Source organism: Pseudomonas petroselini (assembly GCF_045037875.1).
GTDB classification, from domain to species: domain Bacteria; phylum Pseudomonadota; class Gammaproteobacteria; order Pseudomonadales; family Pseudomonadaceae; genus Aquipseudomonas; species Aquipseudomonas petroselini.
In genome coordinates, this window is the sequence record NZ_CP173614.1 from 3,411,349 (window position 1) to 3,431,361 (window position 20,013).

18 protein-coding genes and 1 pseudogene are annotated in these 20,013 nt (G+C 58.8%); 9 read left to right on the top strand and 10 right to left on the bottom strand.

What is annotated here, in order from left to right; genetic code table 11:
* Window positions 1-77: 77 nt before the first annotated feature.
* The 3 genes from ACI512_RS15740 to ACI512_RS15750 form a co-directional block, all read right to left on the bottom strand.
* Window positions 78-314: a DUF2789 domain-containing protein gene (locus ACI512_RS15740; RefSeq protein WP_064053904.1), complete on the bottom strand. Its 237-nt coding sequence runs from the start codon at window positions 312-314 to the stop codon at window positions 78-80.
* A 67-nt stretch (window positions 315-381) separates the two neighbouring features.
* A complete protein-coding gene (locus ACI512_RS15745; RefSeq protein WP_093546923.1) occupies window positions 382-612 on the bottom strand; it encodes a hypothetical protein in 231 nt (76 codons plus the stop codon).
* Window positions 613-722: 110 nt separating this feature from the next.
* The gene (locus tag ACI512_RS15750; RefSeq protein ID WP_064053902.1) at window positions 723-998 is read right to left on the bottom strand and encodes a hypothetical protein; all 276 of its coding nucleotides are present in this window, start codon (window positions 996-998) and stop codon (window positions 723-725) included.
* Window positions 999-1,415: 417 nt separating this feature from the next.
* Between ACI512_RS15750 and ACI512_RS15755 the strand changes: the two genes are divergently transcribed.
* Both ACI512_RS15755 and ACI512_RS15760 read left to right on the top strand, forming a co-directional pair.
* Complete coding sequence (locus tag ACI512_RS15755) at window positions 1,416-1,865, top strand: hypothetical protein (RefSeq protein WP_046034041.1); 450 nt, start codon at window positions 1,416-1,418, stop codon at window positions 1,863-1,865.
* Between the two features lie 133 nt (window positions 1,866-1,998).
* The gene (locus ACI512_RS15760) at window positions 1,999-3,015 is read left to right on the top strand and encodes an ABC transporter substrate-binding protein (RefSeq protein ID WP_064053901.1); all 1,017 of its coding nucleotides are present in this window, start codon (window positions 1,999-2,001) and stop codon (window positions 3,013-3,015) included.
* A gap of 320 nt (window positions 3,016-3,335) precedes the next feature.
* On the opposite strand, the gene ACI512_RS15765 is transcribed toward ACI512_RS15760, so the two are convergent.
* Together ACI512_RS15765 and ACI512_RS15770 are read right to left on the bottom strand one after the other, a co-directional pair.
* Window positions 3,336-5,462 carry a TonB-dependent siderophore receptor gene (locus ACI512_RS15765; RefSeq protein ID WP_236383830.1) on the bottom strand — a complete coding sequence of 709 codons (2,127 nt, stop codon included), beginning with the start codon at window positions 5,460-5,462 and terminating at the stop codon, window positions 3,336-3,338.
* A 95-nt stretch (window positions 5,463-5,557) separates the two neighbouring features.
* Window positions 5,558-5,947 carry a DUF2946 domain-containing protein gene (locus tag ACI512_RS15770; protein WP_250949528.1) on the bottom strand — a complete coding sequence of 130 codons (390 nt, stop codon included), beginning with the start codon at window positions 5,945-5,947 and terminating at the stop codon, window positions 5,558-5,560.
* A 92-nt stretch (window positions 5,948-6,039) separates the two neighbouring features.
* Between ACI512_RS15770 and ACI512_RS15775 the strand changes: the two genes are divergently transcribed.
* The gene (locus ACI512_RS15775) at window positions 6,040-6,477 is read left to right on the top strand and encodes a DUF3995 domain-containing protein (RefSeq protein ID WP_078048046.1); all 438 of its coding nucleotides are present in this window, start codon (window positions 6,040-6,042) and stop codon (window positions 6,475-6,477) included.
* Here the strand turns inward: ACI512_RS15775 and ACI512_RS15780 are convergent.
* Genes ACI512_RS15780 through ACI512_RS15790 form a run of 3 tightly spaced genes read right to left on the bottom strand, consistent with a single transcriptional unit; the run spans window position 6,420 to window position 12,082 of the window.
* Window positions 6,420-6,923, bottom strand: coding sequence for a DUF6896 domain-containing protein (locus ACI512_RS15780; protein WP_250949527.1), 504 nt, complete (start codon window positions 6,921-6,923; stop codon window positions 6,420-6,422). The genes ACI512_RS15775 and ACI512_RS15780 overlap by 58 nt on opposite strands.
* 47 nt (window positions 6,924-6,970) lie before the next feature.
* The gene (locus ACI512_RS15785; RefSeq protein WP_236383930.1) at window positions 6,971-7,330 is read right to left on the bottom strand and encodes a hypothetical protein; all 360 of its coding nucleotides are present in this window, start codon (window positions 7,328-7,330) and stop codon (window positions 6,971-6,973) included.
* Between the two features lie 6 nt (window positions 7,331-7,336).
* A complete protein-coding gene (locus ACI512_RS15790) occupies window positions 7,337-12,082 on the bottom strand; it encodes an RHS repeat-associated core domain-containing protein (RefSeq protein ID WP_405121873.1) in 4,746 nt (1,581 codons plus the stop codon).
* A gap of 253 nt (window positions 12,083-12,335) precedes the next feature.
* On the opposite strand from ACI512_RS15790, the gene ACI512_RS15795 reads away from it, so the two are divergent.
* Window positions 12,336-14,837: a TonB-dependent siderophore receptor gene (locus tag ACI512_RS15795; protein WP_405121875.1), complete on the top strand. Its 2,502-nt coding sequence runs from the start codon at window positions 12,336-12,338 to the stop codon at window positions 14,835-14,837.
* A gap of 91 nt (window positions 14,838-14,928) precedes the next feature.
* Entirely contained in the window at window positions 14,929-15,258 is a 330-nt protein-coding gene (locus tag ACI512_RS15800; RefSeq protein ID WP_231809423.1) for a hypothetical protein, read from the top strand.
* A 4-nt stretch (window positions 15,259-15,262) separates the two neighbouring features.
* Here the strand turns inward: ACI512_RS15800 and ACI512_RS15805 are convergent, their stop codons facing one another.
* A complete protein-coding gene (locus ACI512_RS15805) occupies window positions 15,263-16,162 on the bottom strand; it encodes a LysR family transcriptional regulator (protein WP_236381890.1) in 900 nt (299 codons plus the stop codon).
* Between the two features lie 109 nt (window positions 16,163-16,271).
* Here ACI512_RS15805 and ACI512_RS15810 point away from each other — a divergent pair, with 109 nt between their 5' ends.
* From ACI512_RS15810 to ACI512_RS15825, 4 genes and pseudogenes are all read left to right on the top strand, one after another.
* Window positions 16,272-17,324, top strand: a complete 1,053-nt coding sequence (locus ACI512_RS15810) for an AbrB family transcriptional regulator (RefSeq protein ID WP_064053894.1) — start codon at window positions 16,272-16,274, stop codon at window positions 17,322-17,324.
* Between the two features lie 66 nt (window positions 17,325-17,390).
* Window positions 17,391-17,813 (top strand): annotated as a pseudogene (locus tag ACI512_RS15815) (fumarylacetoacetate hydrolase family protein); the annotation flags it as partial.
* Window positions 17,814-18,009: 196 nt separating this feature from the next.
* On the top strand, window positions 18,010-18,456 hold the full coding sequence (locus ACI512_RS15820; RefSeq protein WP_064053893.1) for a GNAT family N-acetyltransferase: 447 nt from the start codon (window positions 18,010-18,012) through the stop codon (window positions 18,454-18,456).
* A gap of 4 nt (window positions 18,457-18,460) precedes the next feature.
* Window positions 18,461-18,721, top strand: coding sequence for a hypothetical protein (locus ACI512_RS15825; RefSeq protein ID WP_236381898.1), 261 nt, complete (start codon window positions 18,461-18,463; stop codon window positions 18,719-18,721).
* Between the two features lie 266 nt (window positions 18,722-18,987).
* On the opposite strand, the gene ACI512_RS15830 is transcribed toward ACI512_RS15825, so the two are convergent.
* On the bottom strand, window positions 18,988-19,932 hold the full coding sequence (locus ACI512_RS15830) for a diguanylate cyclase (protein ID WP_043205241.1): 945 nt from the start codon (window positions 19,930-19,932) through the stop codon (window positions 18,988-18,990).
* Window positions 19,933-20,013 lie beyond the last annotated feature (81 nt).

Genomic DNA, 20,013 nt, shown 5'->3' on the forward strand with positions numbered 1-20,013 from the left:
TCGCCACCCAGCGCGGGGCAAGCCCGCTCACTACAGGGAGATTTTTCAGCCTTTGAACGTTGTGTAGATATCTACCGTCAGTGCGGTTGATGCAGGCGTTGGTTCAGTTCGTCCACCGCGATCGCCCATTCGGCGTCTTCGCGCAGCTCTTCCTTGAGAAAACCTGCCTGTTGTGCGGACCAGAAAGGCGCATCGATCAACTTCACGTCGTCAGGCAAAGGGTGCGCGGCGATAAAGGCGTCGATAGCGTCCGGGGTTGAATCCAGGCCCAATTGTTCAAACAGGGTTTCAAGGGTGGGGATTGGCGCGTCCATTTCGTTCTCCATGCAGGGTGGTCGTTATGCATGGGAGGGTTGTGGCGCGGTAGAGTTCTATCGGATGTCAGGAATTCAGGGCCCCAGCATCCACAGCGGTCTTTAACGCCTTGGCGGCGTCCTTTGCGGCGATGGCGGCGGCGTCGGCGGTTTTGAACCAGCGGTCTTTTTCCACCTGGTGTGTGGTGACAGTGGTCAGCGGTGGCTTGGCCCGCATGACGATCACTGCTTGAAATTCACCGTCTACCTCCCTTGCGTCGCCATGGATGAAAAATTCGCCGATATCAAATTCCGTCACGTAGAGCCTTCCCTTGGAGATTACTGCACTGGAGAAACCTGGCCCGCGGGGCACAAACTTCAGTGGACGGGCCAGTATGGCAGTTGTTGCGGGTCGGCGGCGCAGTTAAGTTACCCGGCGGACGAAACGATTGCGCTGTGGGAGGCCTGCAACAGGGCCTCAAGTTTCTTGGCCAGCTCACAGGCCTTGACATGATCGCTGCGAAAGCCTTTGATTCGACCGCTGAGCACTTCACGGATGTGGAAGAAGTTTCTGCCGGCGGGTACGACTTGGTAGAGAACCGAATCCGAGTACCCACCAAAGCCGTTCAAACGGTAGAATTGAGCGCTGTCCTGACAGGATGAACGGGTGTGCGAAGACATAGCGCTGTAGGGTGATCGTTGCATGGCCTGCTCCTTTCGATCTAGCCGGATGACGTTATTGCAGCGTTTTGAGTGGTTTTGATCCTTGCTGCTGTTTTAGTATTGTTGTCGCTGGCCCGCGCACGGTTCCATGACAGTGTGTTTATTTGTGTTTGCGTGTCGGAAAACTGCATTTTTAATCAGGTTATTCTCTGAAGTTGGTCGGCGCGTATTCTCGTGCCGTGGAACCTGTGATCTCCTGTGGTGCCTGATGACCTCGCACAAGGTCTATCGCATACGTGCGCACTCGTCTTACGGCGCGATGGCGGGATTATCTTCAGTTTTTTTCAAAGAATGAGTGATGTGGTCGTGCCGTGATGGCCGTTTTTTTGTGCTGCCCGCTCTGGCGGACAGCGCTCTTTTCGATGTGGGGGCGTTTCCTTGGCAGTCAGTAATCTGGATATGCACGCGTTATTCGTGCTGGGTGATTTGCGCGCAAAGTTGGTTAAACAGTTTCAATCCCGTTTCGTTTACATCACCGAGCAGACGCCGGAAGGCATCTACATCGCCGAAATCGACACCGAAGCGGCGATGGTGGTGGATGACAAGCCCCGCCTGGAACTCAAAGTCGGTGACCATTTCCGCGCCGCGGTGTTGCCGAGTCGTGAAGGCGGCAAGTTCGAGTTGAAGTTCCGCGACATCAAGTTGACCGTCTATGGCTTGGGCGAATACGCCTTTGTGTCTTCAGCCGAAGGCCAGGGCATTGTGTTCAAGGAAGGCCACAGCGTGATGCTGGTATTTGCCGCCACCGAGCAACTGCAGGAAGGCCTGACCAAAACCCTGAAGGCCGTGACCGGCAAGGCCGCCAAATGGCGCAAGGGTGAACTGGTGACGTTCAAGGCCAGTGAATAATCAGTAAAAACAGCGAACCCCCGTTATCTCCCGGAACCTCTACTACAGTTGAGTTGACTTAATTGTTCAGAGGCTTCGCGCATACGCAGCAAAGCCGTCCGCCATTGGCTGCGATATCGCGAGGTGCGAAGGCATGAAAGGATTGAGAACACTGTTGGCAGCATCCCTGACGACCCTGGCACTGTCAGCGACGACGTTGCCGGTTTCAGCGGCCCAGGCACCGATCCATTTTGCTGACTTGAACTGGGAAAGCGGCAGTCTGATCACTGAAGTATTGCGGGTGATTGTCGAGAAGGGCTACGACCTGCCCACCGACACCTTGCCGGGCACCACCATCACCCTGGAAACCGCCCTGGCGAAGAACGACATCCAGGTGATCGGCGAAGAATGGGCCGGCCGCAGCCCGGTGTGGGTCAAGGCTGAGGCCGAAGGCAAGGTGGTAGGCCTGGGCGATACCGTCAAAGGCGCAACCGAAGGCTGGTGGGTGCCGGAATACGTGGTCAAGGGTGACCCTGCCAAAGGCATCAAGCCCCTCGCACCCGAGCTCAAGAGCGTGAAGGACCTGGCGCGCTACAAGGACGTGTTCAAGGACCCCGAATCCCCAGGCAAAGGGCGCTTTCTCAACAGCCCGATCGGCTGGACCTCGGAAGTGGTCAACAAACAGAAGCTCAAGGCCTACGGCCTGGATGACAGCTACGTGAACTTCCGCAGCGGTTCGGGCGCGGCACTGGATGCCGAGATTGCCTCGTCGATCCGCCGTGGCAAGCCGGTGCTGTTCTACTACTGGTCGCCGACGCCGCTGATGGGACGCTACAAGCTGATCCAGCTGGAAGAACCGCCGTTTGATGCCGAGGCGTGGAAGACCCTGACGGATGCAGATAACCCTGATCCGAAGCCGACGCGGTCGTTGGCGTCGAAGTTGAGTATCGGCGTTTCTACGCCGTTCCAGAAGGAACATCCGCAGATTGCCGAGTTCTTTGAAAAGGTCGAGTTTCCGATTGAACCGCTGAATAAAGCCTTGGCGACCATGAGCGAAAATCACACCGCGCCACGTGAGGTGGCCCAGGCGTTTCTCAAGGAACATCCCGAGGTGTGGAAGGCGTGGTTGACCGAGGATGTGGCGCAGAAGGTTGAAGCCAGCCTGAAATAACCACGGATCTTTCAGTTCAATGCAGATCAAGTGTGGGAGGGGGCTTGCTCCCGATTGCAGCGTCTTAGTCACGGCATGGTTGACTGATTCACCGCTATCGGGAGCAAGCCCCCTCCCACATTCAGTTGCATTCCAAGATTAGAACCGGGTCTGGCGCAGAAGGTTGAAGCCAGCCTGAAATAACCACGGATCTTTCAGTTCAATGCAGATCAAGTGTGGGAGGGGGCTTGCTCCCGATTGCAGCGTCTTAGTCACGGCATGGTTGACTGATTCACCGCTATCGGGACAAGCCCCCTCCCACATTCAGTTGCATTCCAAGATTAGAACCGGGTCTGTACCGCCAACTCAAAGGTTCGTGGCGAGCCCAAGTAATACGCCGGCGACACATGCGCAAACTCGGCATACACCTCATTGGTCAAGTTGCGCACCCGGCCCGTCACCGAGGTGTGCGAGTCCACCTTATAGCGCAGGAACGTTCCGAACAGCGTGTAGGCTGGTACCGTCTGGGTGTTGGCATTGTCCGCATACACCTCGGCCACATACCGCGCATCCACGCCACCTTGCCAGTCCTCGGCAAAATCATACGTCAGCCACAGGTTGCCCACGCGCTTGGGCACGTTGGTGGGCGTGTTGCCTTTGCGTGAGACCACCGCGCCGCTGGCGACTCTCTCATTGAAGTCATCGTATTCGGCGTCAACCCAGGCGAAGTTGCCTTCCGCCAGCAGCCTTGGCGTGATGCGCAGTGAACTCGCCAACTCGATGCCCCTGGAAGACTGCGCGCCGACCGGGATGCTGTTGGTGGGATCCAGCGGATCGGTCACGGCAAAGTCCTTGCGCTCGATCTTGTAGGCCGCCACGGTGGCCGAGCCACGGCCGTCCAGGTAGTCGAACTTACTGCCCACTTCCCACTGTTTGCCCGTCGAGACCTCAAACACTTGCGTGGTGGTCGTCGGTTGCTCAGCGGCGGTGCTGTATTGCACATACACATTGGCCGAGGGGATGAACTGATAGGTCAGGCCCACGCGGCCGGTCACCGGTTCCCAGCGGCGTTTGAAGTGGCGGGGGTTGGTGGCGGTTATCGCCCGGTGATTGGTGACGTCCAGGTCGATGGCGTCATACCGCAAGCCGGTCAGCAGCGACAGTTTATCGGTGAGGCCCAGACGGTTCTCCACGAATAATGCCTGGGTGGTGACTTCGTTGGTCTTGTCCTTGCCGAAGTTCTCTCGGGTTCGCGGGATGTCATAGAAGTGGCCGGGATCGAAGTTGTTCGGGTCTACCACGCTGTTGCCTGGCACATTCAGTGGGGTGTTGGTGGTGCTGTTGACCTTGTACTCGAAACCGCCGGACCAGGTGGTCGAGAGGCCGAAAATGTGGTCCTCGTGGCGCCACTCGAACTGGTTGCCGTTTTGTTCGCCCTGATGGCGCACCTGATAGGCCGTCGAGCGGTTTACCGCGCTGTTGTCGGCGTTGTACTGGTAGGTCTCCAGGTTGCGGTAATCGCGCTGGCTGTCCAAGTGGTAGAGGGTGTTTTTCAGCGTGGTGCTGTCGTTGAGGCGGTAGTCGATGATCGACCGCACCCAGAGCGTGCGCTGTTCGTAGCGGCCGTCGGCGACGTTGTAGTTATTGAAGCGGCTGCGCTTGTCGATCTTCAGTTCGCCGACCTTGGGGTTGAGCACCGGCGTGCCCCAGTAGGGGCTGTCTTCATGCTCGTCCTGGTATTCCAGCGCCAGGGTGTGGGACAGGTTCGGGGTGAGATCGCTGAGCAAGGAAAACGCCAGGCTCCAGGCGTCGCGCTGGTCGCGGTCGATGTAGCTGTGGTTGGTGTTGCGGCTTACATCCAGGCGAGCGTAGTGCTGCACCTCGGCGCCGGGGTCGGTCAGGGCATGATTGACACCGAAGGCCATGCCGGCGGTGTCATAACTGCCGTAAGTGAGTTGCCCTTCGGCAGCCTGTTCCTCACGGGTGGCCAGCTTGGTCACGTAGTTGAGCGAACCGCCCACTGAGCCTGCGCCGTTGATCAGCGAGGAGGGGCCGCCCACCAGCTCCACCCGGTCATAGATCCACGCATCCACCGGGCGTGCCAGGCCGGTGGCGACGTTGATGCCGTTGAACATCTGGGTGATCTGGCTGCTGGTAAAGCCACGGTAGGAGACAAACCCGCCAAACCCCGGTGGAGCGCTGGCGTTGACGCCGGGCAAGGTATTGGCCGCATCGCGGAAAGTCTTGGCGCCGTGGCGCTCGATGTCATTGCGAGTGGCGATGGCCACTGACGCCGGGGCTTCCCGCACGCTCAAGCCCAACCGCGACGCCACGCCGCTGGATTGGTCCAAAGCCAAACCGGGCTCGGCGGCTTGTTCGCCATCGATGGTCGTCGGGGCCAACTCAAGGGCCCAGGCGCAGACAGGCAGGCAGCCGAACAGGCCCGCCAACAGGGGTAGATGTTTCATGGTTGAATCCTGAAAAACTTGGCTTGAAAGCAACGCACAGCCATCCGTATTTCCTGGCGGAAACGGTGCTCAGTGCAGATCAGAAAGCGAAGGACTCAGGCGAAGGCAGGCGGCGCGCGCGGGTGGGCCGTGGGCCAGGTGAAGCGGGCAGGGATGTCAGCAGCCAGGACTACGGCAGGCGGGGGGGCATGAGGCCGTGGCAACACCGCCACATTCAGGCTGGAACTCAGCGCAGGGCCCATGCCGCCGGTGGAACACAGCGGACAACCAAACGCCTTGGACAGCGTAGGCAAATTCTCTTCAGGGGCATTGGACGGCGTGGGCGCCTGGGTGCGCGGGTCTACCGTACAAAACTGACCGCCGATGCCATTGAGCTGCATCCCGACCATCTGCCCATGACCGATGCTGCAGGCGAACACATTGAACAGGACGCAGCAGTAAAGCATCCAGGCAATGAGCGAGCGATCGGCACGGGCAAGTTTCATGGGGCGGCACTTTACCATCAGCCGCCGACGAAATGCCTGCAGAAAATCTCAGGGCGACTATTCTGTTTCGCACCTTTCAGGGAGAGCCAGCCATGAGCTTTGTTGTCGCACGATGGATTGTCGGCGTTTTTACCTGCATCAGCATGGTCCACCTCTACTGGGCCGCCGGCGGCAAACTCGGCAGCCTCGCCGCCATCCCCCAACTGCCCGGCGAATTCGCCAGCGGCCCAAAGCCAGCGTTCAAGCCCTCGGCGCTGGGGACGTTCCTGGTGGCGATGGGGCTGGTGGCAATTGCGCTGTTGGTGTGCCTGCGGGCTGGACTGTACTTCTCGGCGGTGTCCCATGGTGCGTTGCAGTGGGGGATCAGCGCGATTGCCGTGGTGATGTTTGCAAGGGCGATTGGGGATTCGGAGTTGGTGGGGTTTTTCAAGAAGGTGGGTGGGTCGCGGTTTGCGAGGTTGGATACGTATTTTTATTCGCCATTGTGTTTGGTGTTGGGGGTGGGGTTGTTGGTGGTGGCGTGGGGGTGAGGGCCTGATTGCTCGTCAGGATGTGCATTCAATATTAAAGGTTGAATGTAGTACAAGTTGGACATGGAACCGGGGATTTTCTTGGCTTTTCCAAGTTTCAGGTACTCGTCGAATTCATGTGTTAGGTAATTTTTGTCTGTATATTTTTTGTATTTGCGCGGTAGCTCACATGCGTAAATATACAATCGCCAAACGTCAAAGCCGTCGACCCTATCATCAGGCCCGTAATCAAAATCGATGTATAGGTCAGATAGGTAAACGCAGCAACCAATACCGTGCAATTCGTAGGTCACGTCATCGGTGACAGAGCCTCGCTGGGGGATTTTCTTGGAACGCCATAACCGCAGAACGTTTTTAGTTCCGAAGCGTCGTTCGAGTAATTGCGTTGCATCATTCACTTTGGTCAGATATTCCGATATTAGGGTTTCTAATGTCTGCAACTGCATATATGTGCCTGCACTAGGGTATGCCTGTTTATAAGAGGGCTAATTTTTCAATTTTTCGAATTTGTTGTGTTGTGGTATTGTATTAAGCAAGTCAATAGTACTTGCATGAATTTTTTCTGATCAATGACAGGTGCGCTGAAGTAGGTGGCCATGCTTTTAAAAACTGCATCAAAACTGTCGTTTGCGGCTAAAAAGTGTGTGATAGAAGCGATGAACCACTCCTGCTCACTCCTCGTGTAATCTAGAAAGTCCGGCTTAGTCAATTCGTCAAAAAGCTCTATAAGTTCTCGCTCTTTATTTATGTTTTTTGAGGCGATAAGCCTCTCTCTCTCTAAGTTATCCGTATTTTCAATGTCATAAGTGAACAAGAGTCCGCGGATTATCGACATGTCAGGTTTTTTTTTCATTTTTAGTCATTTCTCCGTATATGCGGTTTTTGGCTTGCCTTGATTGTTCAGTATCACTCTTGCTTTACGTTGTTTGCTGTATTCCATTCCATCTTTTGAATATCCTTCGCCAACAACCTTGCCCATATCCATTGGTCGTAATGATGCTGCGAGTCCGTTTCTTCTAAAAATGAGCTGAGCTCGGTATATTGAGTTTAACTGATCCCTGTGACTGAGGTAATGAGTTGCAGCGGGGGGGTATTTAGGTTCCCCTGTTTTTGGACCTGATGTGTAGCGCTCAATAATTCCCGTCGTCGGATTCCTTGCGGTATTCAATCGTTCGAGCTGAGATTCGAGTGTTGTTTGTGCCCCGTGCTTTTCTAGGAAATGTGCTCCTGGAGTTGCTTTCTCAAGCTCGTCTAAGCGTCTATAGGCGTTAGCCTCAGCAAGTTCATCAACTCTTGCCTGGCGCTCAGCACGCGTCAGTTGCGGTAAAGCTGGCTCCCCATTATTAAGACTTGGCGCAGAGTTTTTAGCAGTAGCGCTTGGCTTGCAACCATCTCCGCCAGGACATGAGCTTAAGCCTAACGGATCAACCCACCCCGTAGGATTGGGCACGTACTGGTACGCATTGATCCCACCCGCCAGCTTCACCGGGTCCGGCGTCAGGTACCGACCAATATCCGGATTGTAGTAGCGATGGCGGTTGTAGTGCAGCCCGCTTTCTCGATCGAAGTATTGGCCCTGGAAGCGTAGCGGGTTGTCGATTTTTCCTATGTCGAGCCGGGTGATTTCGCCGTACGCGCGGTAGTGCGCGGACCAGACGATTTCTCCGCCGTTGTCGGTGAGTTCCTGCGGGGTGCCGAGGTGGTCGAGTTGATAGTGGTAGACCTTGGTTTCTTTTGGGCCGAATCCTTCCAGTAGAGCCAGTGGACGAAAGCTGTCCGGTTCATAGAGGTAGCTGCGGTGACGGTCCGCGTGGTGCTCGGCGATCAGTGTGTCGCCTTGCCAGAAGAACTCGGTGGTTACGTCGTCGACGGTTTTGCTGATACGCCGCCCAAACGGGTCGTAGCGGTAGCTGGCGGTCTGGCCGTTAGGTTGGGTGATGCCGATCAGCCGATGCTGACAGTCGTAGCGGTACTCGGTGACGAGTGAGTGGTCTTTGCCGCGGCGTTCGCGGATGAGGTTGCCGAAGGCGTCGTAGTCGTAATGGTGGTCGCCTTGGATCATCAGGCGGTTGCCGGCGACGATGTCGGGGCCGGGACGGTCTTGCATGAGCAGGTTGCCGGCGGGGTCGTGGCCGAAGCGTTCTGGCTCGCCTTGGGTGTGGTCGGCCCGGGTGAGGCGGTTTAGTGGGTCGTAGTGGTAGCGGTGCTCGCCTTTGCGGGTGTCGAGCAGGCGGGTGAGGTGGCCGGATTTGTCGTAGTCGTAGTGGCGTTGGTAGAGGGTGTATTCCGGTTGGGTGACGGCGTGGGCGTGCAAGCGTTGCTGGTCGTCGTAGTGGTAGTGGCTGATCAGTTGGCCTTGTTGGCGTTGGTGTTCCTGGCCGGCTTTGTAGAGATGCGAAGTGAGGATCTCGCCGTTCAGTTCGACGGTGGCCAGGTGGCCGCCTTTGTCGTGGTTGAAGGTGAGGCGGTTGTTGTCGGGCAGGCGCAGGTTTGTTAGTTGGCCGCAGGTGTCGTAGCCGTAGCGCAGGGTGCCCCAGCCTTGGTGTTCGGCGGTGAGGCGGTTTTGGGCGTCGTATTCGTAGGCCAGGGCCCAGTGGCCGTCTTCGACGCTTAGGAGGTTGCCCTGGCGGTCGTAGGCGTAATCAACCTTGCTGTCATCAGGCAGGATTTTTCTTACGAGTCGACCGGCATGGTCGCGCTCGTAGCGGGCAATCAGCTGACTGCCGTCATCGCCGTGTTCGGTCTTTTCCTGAAGATTGCCGTTGAGGTCGTAAACGTAAGCCGTGCGCTGACCGTCAAACCCGGTTTCCTGTTGGATCAGGCCGTTGCTGTGGTACTGAAGTCGGTAGGTTTCGCCAACCTCGTTTTCGATCTCGGTCAGCAGCAAACGCACGTTGTCGTAGCGGTAGTTGACCTGGCTGCCATCGGCGTTGAGGCGACGGCTGATCAGGTGCAGGCCGTCGGCGTATTCGTAGCGGGTGATGTTCCCCAGTTCATCACGTTCGGAAGTGATTTTTCCGTAGGGGTTGTAGCTGTATTGGCGCGTATCCCCGCCGGGATTGGTCAGTTTTACCAGGCGACCTGCTGCATCCCACATATACTGGGTCAGCGCCCCATGCTCATCCTCACGCGCCACCTGCCGGCCAAGATCGTCGTAGCGATAACGCTTGATCCCACCATTCGGCAACTGCTCCTCAAGCAACTGCCCACGTTCATTCCAAACCAGCTTCTGACAGCTGTGATCGGGATACCAAACCCCAACCAACTGCCCATATTTGTTGTAGCTGTAGTCAGTAGCGTTGCCGTCAGGATCGGTCCTACGCGTCACATCGCCCTGATCATTGCGCTCATACTTCCAAACCGCTTCACCACGCCGCACAACCCGTACGAACCCATTGTCATGCTCGTAGGTCGTCGGCTCATCCTCCCCCGGAAACAACGCCACCAAGCGTCCGGCTTCGTCGTACTGATACGCCGTCACCGCTCCCAGTGGGTCCTGCTCAACCGTCAGCCGGCCTTTTTCATCGTAGGATTTAAAGTGCTCGGCCCCGTCCGGATCGACCCGCTGCACCAGCCGCGCCCGCTGGTCATGGACATAGACTTCCTGACTACCATCCGCGTTAAACACCGTAACCTGCCCGTTGTCATCCCAGGCATACCGCGTGTCCATCTGCGAGAAACTGGCCCAGTGCCGCACACACCGCGCCGCCTTACCAGCCCGTTCCCACTCCCAAAAGAAACTCGCCCCACCGGCCAAACCACGCTCAAGAATGACGTGCTGTTCGTCGTACCGATAAACCTCGCTTTCGCCGACAGCGTTAGTCGCCGAAATCAGTCGCCCAGCGCCGTCATACGCGTAGGAAACAACGTTCTGTTCCGTCACCCAGACAAAAGGCTCAAGACCCGTGGCCCGATGGATCTGATAATCCACCGCCACGATCCGCCCCGACGCATAACGCAAAAACAACGAACGCCCGACACCGTTATCCAGCCGCTCAATCTGCCCCAGATAATTGCGGGAAATGCGCAACCGGTTGTCATACGCATCGCTGATCGCCGTCAGCACACCGTCGCGAAAGTGGTAGAACCGTGACGCCTGCGCCAGCACCAACTCATCGGGCGAAGCCCCCAAGTAGATCGCCGCTTCCGCCAAACTATTGGTAATCGCAGGCCGCGAAACCGTGGGCAAGGGCAGGGTGGTCGACCGATTTTCATGATCGGTCCACACCACCGAATCACCGGAAACACTCAGCCGATGCGCCAGCGAGTGACTCCAACCAAACCCCAACCCACAATCCATTTCCACCGCACTGGTGCGGTACAAGCGCGTCCACTCAAACGGCAACACCCCGTCCAACGCCCCATCGGTCAGCGTCAGCAGTTCCTCGCCGGTGACCATCGACACCGGGCAACCGTTAGTGGCTGTTTTGTCGGAAGAGGCAGCCGCATCCCCGTTGGGATTGCGAGCAGCAGCCGGCACATCATCCACATGCTCTTTCTGCTTCAGCACCGCGTTCTGCCGCGCCTTCCAGCGCATCTGCATCGTGCCTTGCTTCAGCGCGCCGACCACCCCGCGAACCGCGACCGCCTTATAGCGATCCACGGCCTGCAGGAACTTCGTCAGAATCGCCAAAAGACCCTTAACAAAGCTCACCGCTGCATCAAGAATCTGCGCCCCATACTTGACCAAGCGCAGACTCAAATACGCCACACCCGCCGCCGGCAAGGCGATGGTCAACACCACGCCAATCACCAAGTCGATCAGCAGCGACACCACAAACCCAGCTGCCACTTTCGCTATTTCACTGGGTGGCAATGCATCCAACCAGATCATCGCCGTGCGCAACATCAGGTACAGCGCTGCCTCGTCACTGGCCAGCAACATGGCCTGTTCCATGACCTTGGGCGCATCGGTGGCGATCTGCGCCAACTTGGCCGCTTCGGTGCCCAACTGCTCGACGTACTTCAGCGGGTCTTCAAGAATCGCCTGCACGAGCTTGATGCTGTCCCACACATCACGAATCGCCGCCCAGCTGCCCGCCAACAGGCCGCTGCCAATTGCACTGGCGGTTGAGCGTTCCCAGTGCGGTTTGAAGCCAGACCACTGCTCCCGAAGCCACCGCTCCAGATCCCCGGTCAGCCCGGCGTAAGAGGCAAACAGCGCGTCGACCTGTTCCTCGGACACCCCGCCCTGCACCCGCACCTGATAGCGCTCGCCCGCCGCGCAGTGGTGCGAGCCCTTACCCTGTTCATCCAGCATGATCACGGTGGAACTGCCATCATCCAGCCCGATGACCTCGACCGGGATATTGCCAATCGGCACGTCATACACCGACTCGAACAGGCTCTCGATCTTCAGCTCGCCGCCCACCGGGCAGCGGGTCACGGTCGAAAAGTCAGCATCGGAAAGGCTCACCGATTGCTGCGCATCCCCCACCCGCAACACCCGGTCCATCCCCAACAACGACGGCATGTCCAGCCCATGGCTCACGGCGTCCAGCGCACGCGAATACCACGCGCCCATCTGCTGGCGATAAATCACCAGGCTTTGATGAAAGCCGTCCAGTTCATGTTCGATCAGGGCAATGTGGGAAGCGTGGGTCATCCGTGACGTCTCGACAGAGGGCAAGGCGTCGGAGCATGCCGCAGCAAAAAGCGGCTGGATGAACGGTTGAGAAATTCAGAAAAGGCCGACTACACAGCGGGAAAATCCGCGAGAAACCCAGCTAAACGGCTACATAAAAAAGCGATAAACCTGATTGCATTCGCACGTCTAAAATAAAAATCGCTCTCATCCTTGCCCGATTTCCCGACATGGCCGTCATGGTTAATAGAACCTCCCTTACGCAGGATTTCCCATGTCGCGTCTCGCTCGTCCCTTGCATCCACTGGCCCTGTCAGTGGCGATGGCTTTTGCCGCCGTGCCGTTGCTCACCGTCCAGTCCTCCTTCGCCGAAGAGAGCAGTAGCACCGTGCGCAGTTTCTCGATTCCTGCCGGTGACTTGAGCCAGGCGCTCAATAGCCTGGCCGAGCAGGCGGGGTTGGTACTGGCATTCGATGCAAGCTTGACCCGGGGCAAACGCAGCAAGGGATTGAGCGGTCCATACGACACCGATGTGGCGCTGAACCAGTTGCTCACCGGCAGCGGTTTGCAAGCGTTGAAGATCTCCGCCGATCGCTACCGTCTGGAAGCCATCCCGGAGAGCGGCGGCGCCATGGAGCTGCAGGCCACCACCATCAGCGGCGCCTACCAGAGCGAAAGCCCGACCGGGCCGGTGTCCGGCTATGTGGCCACGCGCAGCGTGTCGGGCACCAAGACCGATACCGCGCTGATCGAAACCCCGCAGTCGATTTCCATCGTCACCAAAGACCAGATGCGTGCGCAAAACGCCGAGAGCCTCAACCAGATCCTGCGCTACAGCGCCGCCGTCATCCCGGAAACCCGTGGCGCCACCGCGTCGCGTCTCGACCAGTTGACCATTCGCGGTTTCTCCCCGGCCACTTACCTGGATGGCCTGCGCATGCCATCGAGCCGTGACGCCTTGCCGCAAAAAGACGCCTTCGACCTGGAACGCGTGGAAGTGCTGCGTGGTCCGGCGTCGGTGTTGTACGGGCAGGGCACGCCGAGCGGGGTGATCAACATGGTCAGCAAGCGCCCGTTGGACACGCCGTTTCACGAAGTGGGTGTGGAATACGGCACCTTTAACAAGAAGCGCACCACCTTCGACTTGAGTGGCCCGCTGGACGATCAGGGCGTGTATTCCTACCGTGTCGCCGGGCTTTTCGTCGATGCGGATGGCCAGGTAGAGCACACCGAGACGCGCCGTCAGTCATTGTCCAGCGCCTTCACCTGGCGCCCGGACGACGCCACCTCGCTGACCCTGCTCGGGCATTTCCAGAAGGACCCCAAAGGTGCGTCCTACGGTTCGGTGCCGGCCTGGGGCTCGGTGCTGCATAGCCCGACCGGGCGCAGCATCGATGTGGATTTCTACGATGGCGAAAAGAACTTCGAGAAAAGCGACCGCGAGTACTACTCCATTGGCTGGGCGTTCGAGCATCACTTCGATGACGTGTGGACCGTACGCCAGAATGCGCGGTACCTGCGCAGCGAAGGCCAGTATCGCAGCCTCTACAGCAACTACCTGCAGACGGATTACCGCACCATTCGCCGTTCGACCATCGCCAGCGATGTCAACATGGATGCCTACACTCTCGACAACCAGTTGCAGGCCAAATTCGACACCGGCCCGCTGCAGCACACCTTGTTGATGGGGCTCGACTACCAGAACACCAGCACCGACACCCTGTCCGGGTCAGGCGTCTACACCGCAGGCCCGACCCTGGATATTTTCAATCCGGTGTATGGCGCGGCGGTCCCCGTGCCGGCCTACACCACCGATGGCACCTCGCGCAGCGAACAGACCGGTGTGTACCTGCAAGAGCAGATGAAGTGGGACAAATGGGTGTTGCTGCTGGGCGGTCGGTATGACTGGGCCAGCACCGATAACAGCACGCAGACCCTCAGCAGCGGTGCCAAGAGCAAGTCGTCCCTGGACAGCAAGGCGTTCACCGGCCGTATCGGCCTGGTTTACCTCTTCGATAACGGCCTGGCGCCGTATGCCAGCTACGCGGAGTCGTTCAACCCGCAATCGGGTACCGGTTACGGCGGTTCGGTGTTCAAGCCGACCGAGGGCAAGCAGTATGAAATCGGCATCAAGTACCAGCCGCCGGGCAGCAACAGCTTTATCACTGCAGCTATTTTCGACCTGCGCCAGACCAACGTGCTGACCACCGACCCGGACCCCACTCACCTGTGTGGCACCGGCCGTTGCCAGAGCCAGGACGGCGAAGTGCAATCGCGTGGCTTTGAACTGGAAGGCAAGGCCAGCCTCAACGATAACCTGGACATCACCGCCGCCTATGCCTACCTGGACAACCGCCTCAGCAAGTCCAACAACACCGTGCGTTATGCGCCCATCAGCGACATCGGCGTAGGCCCGGCCATCGCTGCCGAAGGCACCACCACGTACGGCGTGCCGCGCCACACCGCCTCCGCGTGGGCCGACTACACCTTCCACGACGGCCAGCTCAAAGGCTTCGGCGTTGGCGCAGGCGCGCGGTATGTCGGTTCGTCCTGGGGCGATACCGCCAACACCCTCAAAGTGCCGGGCTATACCCTGTTTGACGCAGCGGTGCACTACGACATCCCGAACATTACCCACCTCAAGGACAACCTGCGTTTGGCCCTCAACGCCACCAACCTAGCGAATAAAGAGTATGTCGCGTCCTGCTATTCCTACTCGTGGTGCTGGTATGGCTCACAGCGCACCGTGCAGGCAAGTGCGACTTACCAGTGGTGATAAGGGGCAAATAAGGCACTTTAATGGCCCCCTTGTAACAAAATCCTCGCCAGAATCGCTTTTATTTTCAGGTGGTTAGGTGGGGATGCAAATGCGCACTGTTGGAATCATGCTGATCGCCTGCTCCCTGGCCGGCGGCGCGGCTGCCGTGCAGGCACGGGAGCTGCGCGAAGGTGACAAGTACATGTGCAGTTGGGGGGCCGGCACCGCCGCCAGGGCCCAGCAGCTCAAGTTGTCCGGGGTGTCGCTGTATGCGGCGCGGCAGAAGATCCAGTCCATGAAATTCAATAAATCGTGGATGCGCATGATGGCCATGGGCATCACCGAACAAACCTACGACAGCCGCTCGCGGCTCAAGCCTGAGGCGATTCGCCAGGGTTTCTACCAAGATTGCGTGCGCTATAAAGTCGCGCGTAAGTGACCGTTTAGCCCGGCAACGGTGAGCGCTCATCGTCCTGGAAATACGCCTTTGCCGTTTCAATAAACCGCTGATTGGCCTGGGACAGGTACTCGTTGGCGCGCCAGCACAGGTTGAAGTGCATGAACTGCGCGGGCTCGAAAGAAACACCCGCGAGCCCGGGCTCCTGCTCCTGCACTGAGCGCAGCAGGGTGGATATGCCCATTCCGCTGCGGGTGGCGGTAATCACCAGCGGCACGAAATTACTCTCCAGGGCAATGCTGAACCGAACCCGAGCCGCGCTGCAAAAGGCGTCCAGCAGATGGCGCTGCAGGAAGGTGTTGTCGAACACCAGCATCGGCTCGTCCTGCAAACGCGCGGCCGGGATGGACGACGCTGCCGCCAGTGGGTGCTGCGCATGCATGCACAACACCATTTCGTCACTGCCGAGCAACACCGACTCCCAATCCGGATCGACCCGCCGCGACTCCAGCAGCGCCACATCGATGTCCCGCGTGGCCAGGCGATTGCTGATGTCATCGGCGCTGCCTTCCACCACATGCATGGCGATGCCGGGGTAGCGGGCGCGAAATTGCATCAGCAATTCGGGAATATGACGGATGCCATACATCGGCGGCACGCCGACGCGGATCTCGCCGCTGTGCAACTGGGTCAGGTCCTGCAATTCACGCCGGGCACCGGCCAACCCTTCAAGGCACGCCTCGGCACGCGCCAGGAACAATTGCCCCTCGGCCGTCACGCTGATCTGCCGCGTGGCACGATTGAACAGGGCTACGCCCAGCTCCTCTTCCAGGCGACTCACCGCCATGCTCAGCGCCGGTTGTGCCACGTGCAACGCCTGGGCCGCCTTGGTGAAGCTGCCTTGACGGGCGATTTCGACGCAGTACTCCAACGCTTTCAGGTTCATACGGGCTCGCATAACAAAGTGTGATGAGTTGCTTCACAAATAGATATTTTCTGTGATGAAGGCAAGTCTATAACCTGTCGGCATTCTTCTCCATGCCGAGTGCCACACGATGCCCAACTTTCGCGCCTATTGGCTTGTCACCCTGATCGTCGGCGCCCTGGGCGGTAGCCTTGCCAGTTGGGCGGGGTGGCCATTGCCGTGGGTGATTGGCTCGCTGGTGGCCGTGATGCTGACTCGCTGCGCCGTTGGCCGGGTGCCGGAGATTCCCCATGGGCGCCACGTCGGGCAACTCATCGTGGCGGTCGCCATCGGCTGTCATTTCACGTTGCCGGTGATGCAGCAGGTGGCGGCCCACCTTGGGCTGATCGTCACGGCCGTGTTGCTGACGTTGGTGCTGGCGTTGTGTTCGGTGCTGATCCTGCATCGCTGGGGCGTGCCCTTCGGCACGGCGTTCTTCGCCTTGATGCCCGCCAATTCCAGCGAGATGGTGCACCTGGGTCGCCAACGGCAGGCGGATACTGCGTTCATCGCGGCCGCCCACAGCATCCGGTTGCTGCTGATCCTGCTGACGGTTCCTGCCGTTGCCACCTTCGGCCTGCCCGCGGTGGCTGCGCCTGCGCCATTGCCGGTGATCTGGCCATGGCTGATCTTCATCCTGGCAATGGGCTGGCTGGCGGCCCTGGGTTTCAAGCAATGCAAGCTGCCCAACCCGTGGACGTTCGGGCCGTTCCTGATCTGCGCGGTGGGGGTGGGCTGCAATAACTTGTCGATGAGCATGCCGGGCTGGCTCAGCGGCAGCGGGCAGTTGCTGATCGGCTGTGCATTGGGCGTCGCGTTTGACCGCAGTTTCTTCCGTCGTGCGCCGGGTCTGCTGGCCAAGGTGCTGCTGTTATTGACCGCTTCGGTGATCACCACAGCGTTGGCTGCCTGGGCGCTCGGCGCCGGGTTGGGCATGCCGTGGTTGTCGCTGGCCCTGGGCATGATGCCCGGCAGCGCACCGGAAATGAGCCTCACCGCCGAGGCCCTGGGCCTGGCCGTGACGCTGGTGACGGCGATGCAGGTGATCCGCATGCTGCTGATCCAGGCGGCGTGCTTGCCACTCTATCGCCTGCTGAACCCGGAGAAGCAGGTGCAAGCACCGGTCAGTGCAAAATCTGCGTAAGCCTGTCCAACTTCGCCTTGGCGCTCCTCGCCATACTGGGGCCAGGTAAATGAAGAGGAACAGGCGATGACTGACTACGTATTGACACCCACCCCAACCCCATCCCTCGCGGTACAGGGCAGTGCGGCGCGCTTCCCGCTGCGCCGGGTGTTCTGTGTGGGCCGCAACTACAGCGAGCACGCGCGTGAGATGGGGCATGACCCGGACCGTGAGCCGCCATTCTTCTTCATGAAACCGGCGGACGCCGTGGTGCCGGCCGAAGGCGTGATCGCTTATCCGCCGCTGACCGCCGACTTGCACCACGAAGTGGAACGGGTGGTGGCCATCGGCAAAGGCGGCGTGAACATCAGCCTGGAACAGGCGTTTTCCCACGTCTGGGGGTACGGTGTCGGCATCGACCTGACCCGTCGCGACCTGCAAGCCCAGGCGAAAAAGCTTTCGCGTACCGCACTGCAACCGGTGAGTGCGGTAGGGCACCCGTCCAGCGGCGCACCCGCGTTACTCAACTGACTTGCGATCCCCTGGACCTGGAAGACATCCCCATCGACCAGGCCCCCGAGCTGTCGCCGGGGCAGTTTCGTCGCCAACAGCAGGGGGATGCGGTGTAGGCCACAGGTTTACAAATCCACGACAATCGCTGTGTTTGTATTTGCATACAATTGCGACCTTCATCAGGGAGGCCAGTATGCAAACAACGATCCGGGCGGCGACACAGGACGATGTCGATACGCTGTTCACTATCCGTACTTCAGTGGTGCAAAACCACTTGAGCGTCGCGCAGATGGCCGGTTTGGGCATCACCCCGCAGGTGCTGGCCGATAGCATCCGCGCCGCGCCCTGCGCATGGATCGCTGAAGTGAATGGCCAGCCGGCCGCCTTCAGCATGGTCGACCTGGCCACGGGCGAGGTATTTGCGCTGTTCGTGTTGCCGACCCACGAGAACCTGGGCCTGGGCCGTCAACTCATGGCGGTGGCCGAAGCCGCGTTGTTTGAACACCATGCCACGCTGTTTTTGATTACCGATGGGCGCGACCACGTCCGTGCCAACGGGTTTTATCGGCGCCTCGGCTGGGCGGTGACGGGGCAGGTCGAGGGCGACGACGTACGTTACGAGAAGAGCAGGGCGCCGTAAGCTCATGAACGCACCCGAGCTGCCGTCCTCCAATAGCTTTCGCTACTTCGCCGTCGCGGTACTCTGCGTCGCGGTGTTGCTGGGGATCTATTTCGTCCGGCTCAACGCCGACGTGGACCGCGAACGGGAAGCCGCCAATGAGCGCCTGGCACTGTGCAGGCAGGTGGAAAGTGTGGCGCGTTCGGTGTTGTCTAATACTCTTGAAACCCGAGACACATGCGAGCAGTTGATCGGGCACACACCGAAAAGTGCCACACCGCGTTAATCCAATAACCCTTTTTTATAAGTGGAAATATAGGCGCTAGTTGCACCAAAAAGTGGCACTTATATGCCTGGCTACCTTAAAAAAGGTGTGGTTATTGAACGACTTACGGCGCTTTTAATCCGACGAAAGGAATAAAATAATCTTGTTACGGCTTTTTACAGTCGGTACTATAGCCGGGCGTTCACCTCCCACGGTTTATGCATTTTTAAATCCCAAGTTTCCATCAGCTACTTGGGATTTTTTTTGCCTGAAATTTGGCCTCGAGGTCAAACTTCGGCGTTGCTGAACTCCGCACGCATCCGCCCGTTACGTTTGGCCTGGTACAGCAACTTGTCGACTTCTTCGACAAATACCAGCATCGGACTCTCAGGTTTTACCAGGCGAGTGCCGACGCCGAGGCTCAAGGTCAGCAGGTTCGAGACCGCCGAAAAACCATGCTCGATCTGCTGCTGGCGGATCAGATGCAGGCAGCGTTGCGCAACTTGCCTGGCCGACGCGGCATCGGTTTCCGGCAGCAGCCACACAAATTCTTCGCCACCGATACGCGCAATGAAATCCCGTGGCCGGTTGGCTGCCTTGGACAGGGTGTGCGCGACGTGACGCAAGCACTCATCGCCCTTGATGTGGCCGTAGTGGTCGTTGTACTGCTTGAAAAAATCGATATCCAGAATGATCAACGACAGGGGTAGCTGGCTGCGTTGGGCGCTGGCCCATTCCCGTTCCAGCACGGTGTCGAACATGCGGCGGTTGGCGATGCCGGTCAGGCCATCCTGGTAGGAATATTCCTCGAGTTGTTTTTGCAGGCGCACCAAGTGCTCTTCGGTTTTCTTGCGCTCACTGATATCGAACATAAAACCGATCAGCGCCTCGACCTCACCGTCCTTACGCACCACATGCACCACGTCACGAATCCACACGTAGTCGCCGTTCACGGTCAGCGCCCGGTAATCCGCCTCATGGTCCACCCCGGCGCGAGATTGCGATACGCAGAAATTCACCACGTATTCGCGGTCGTCCGGGTGCATGCGCTCGACCCAATCGTCCACGCTGACCCAGCTTTGCGGGGTCCAGCCGAGTAATGTCTCGATCTGCGGGCCGATGTAGCTGAAGGTCATCGTCTGCCAATCGATGCGCCAGGGGATGGCCTTGGTCGACTCCAGCAAGGTCTTGTACACATCGCTGTCGGGCTGGCTCGGAGGGTCGATGCTCATGGTGGGCTGCTCACAATGATGGCCAAAAGCCAAGAGCGTCTTTTGATCGGCGCGTGGAGTCAAGTGCTCACCGACGCAGCA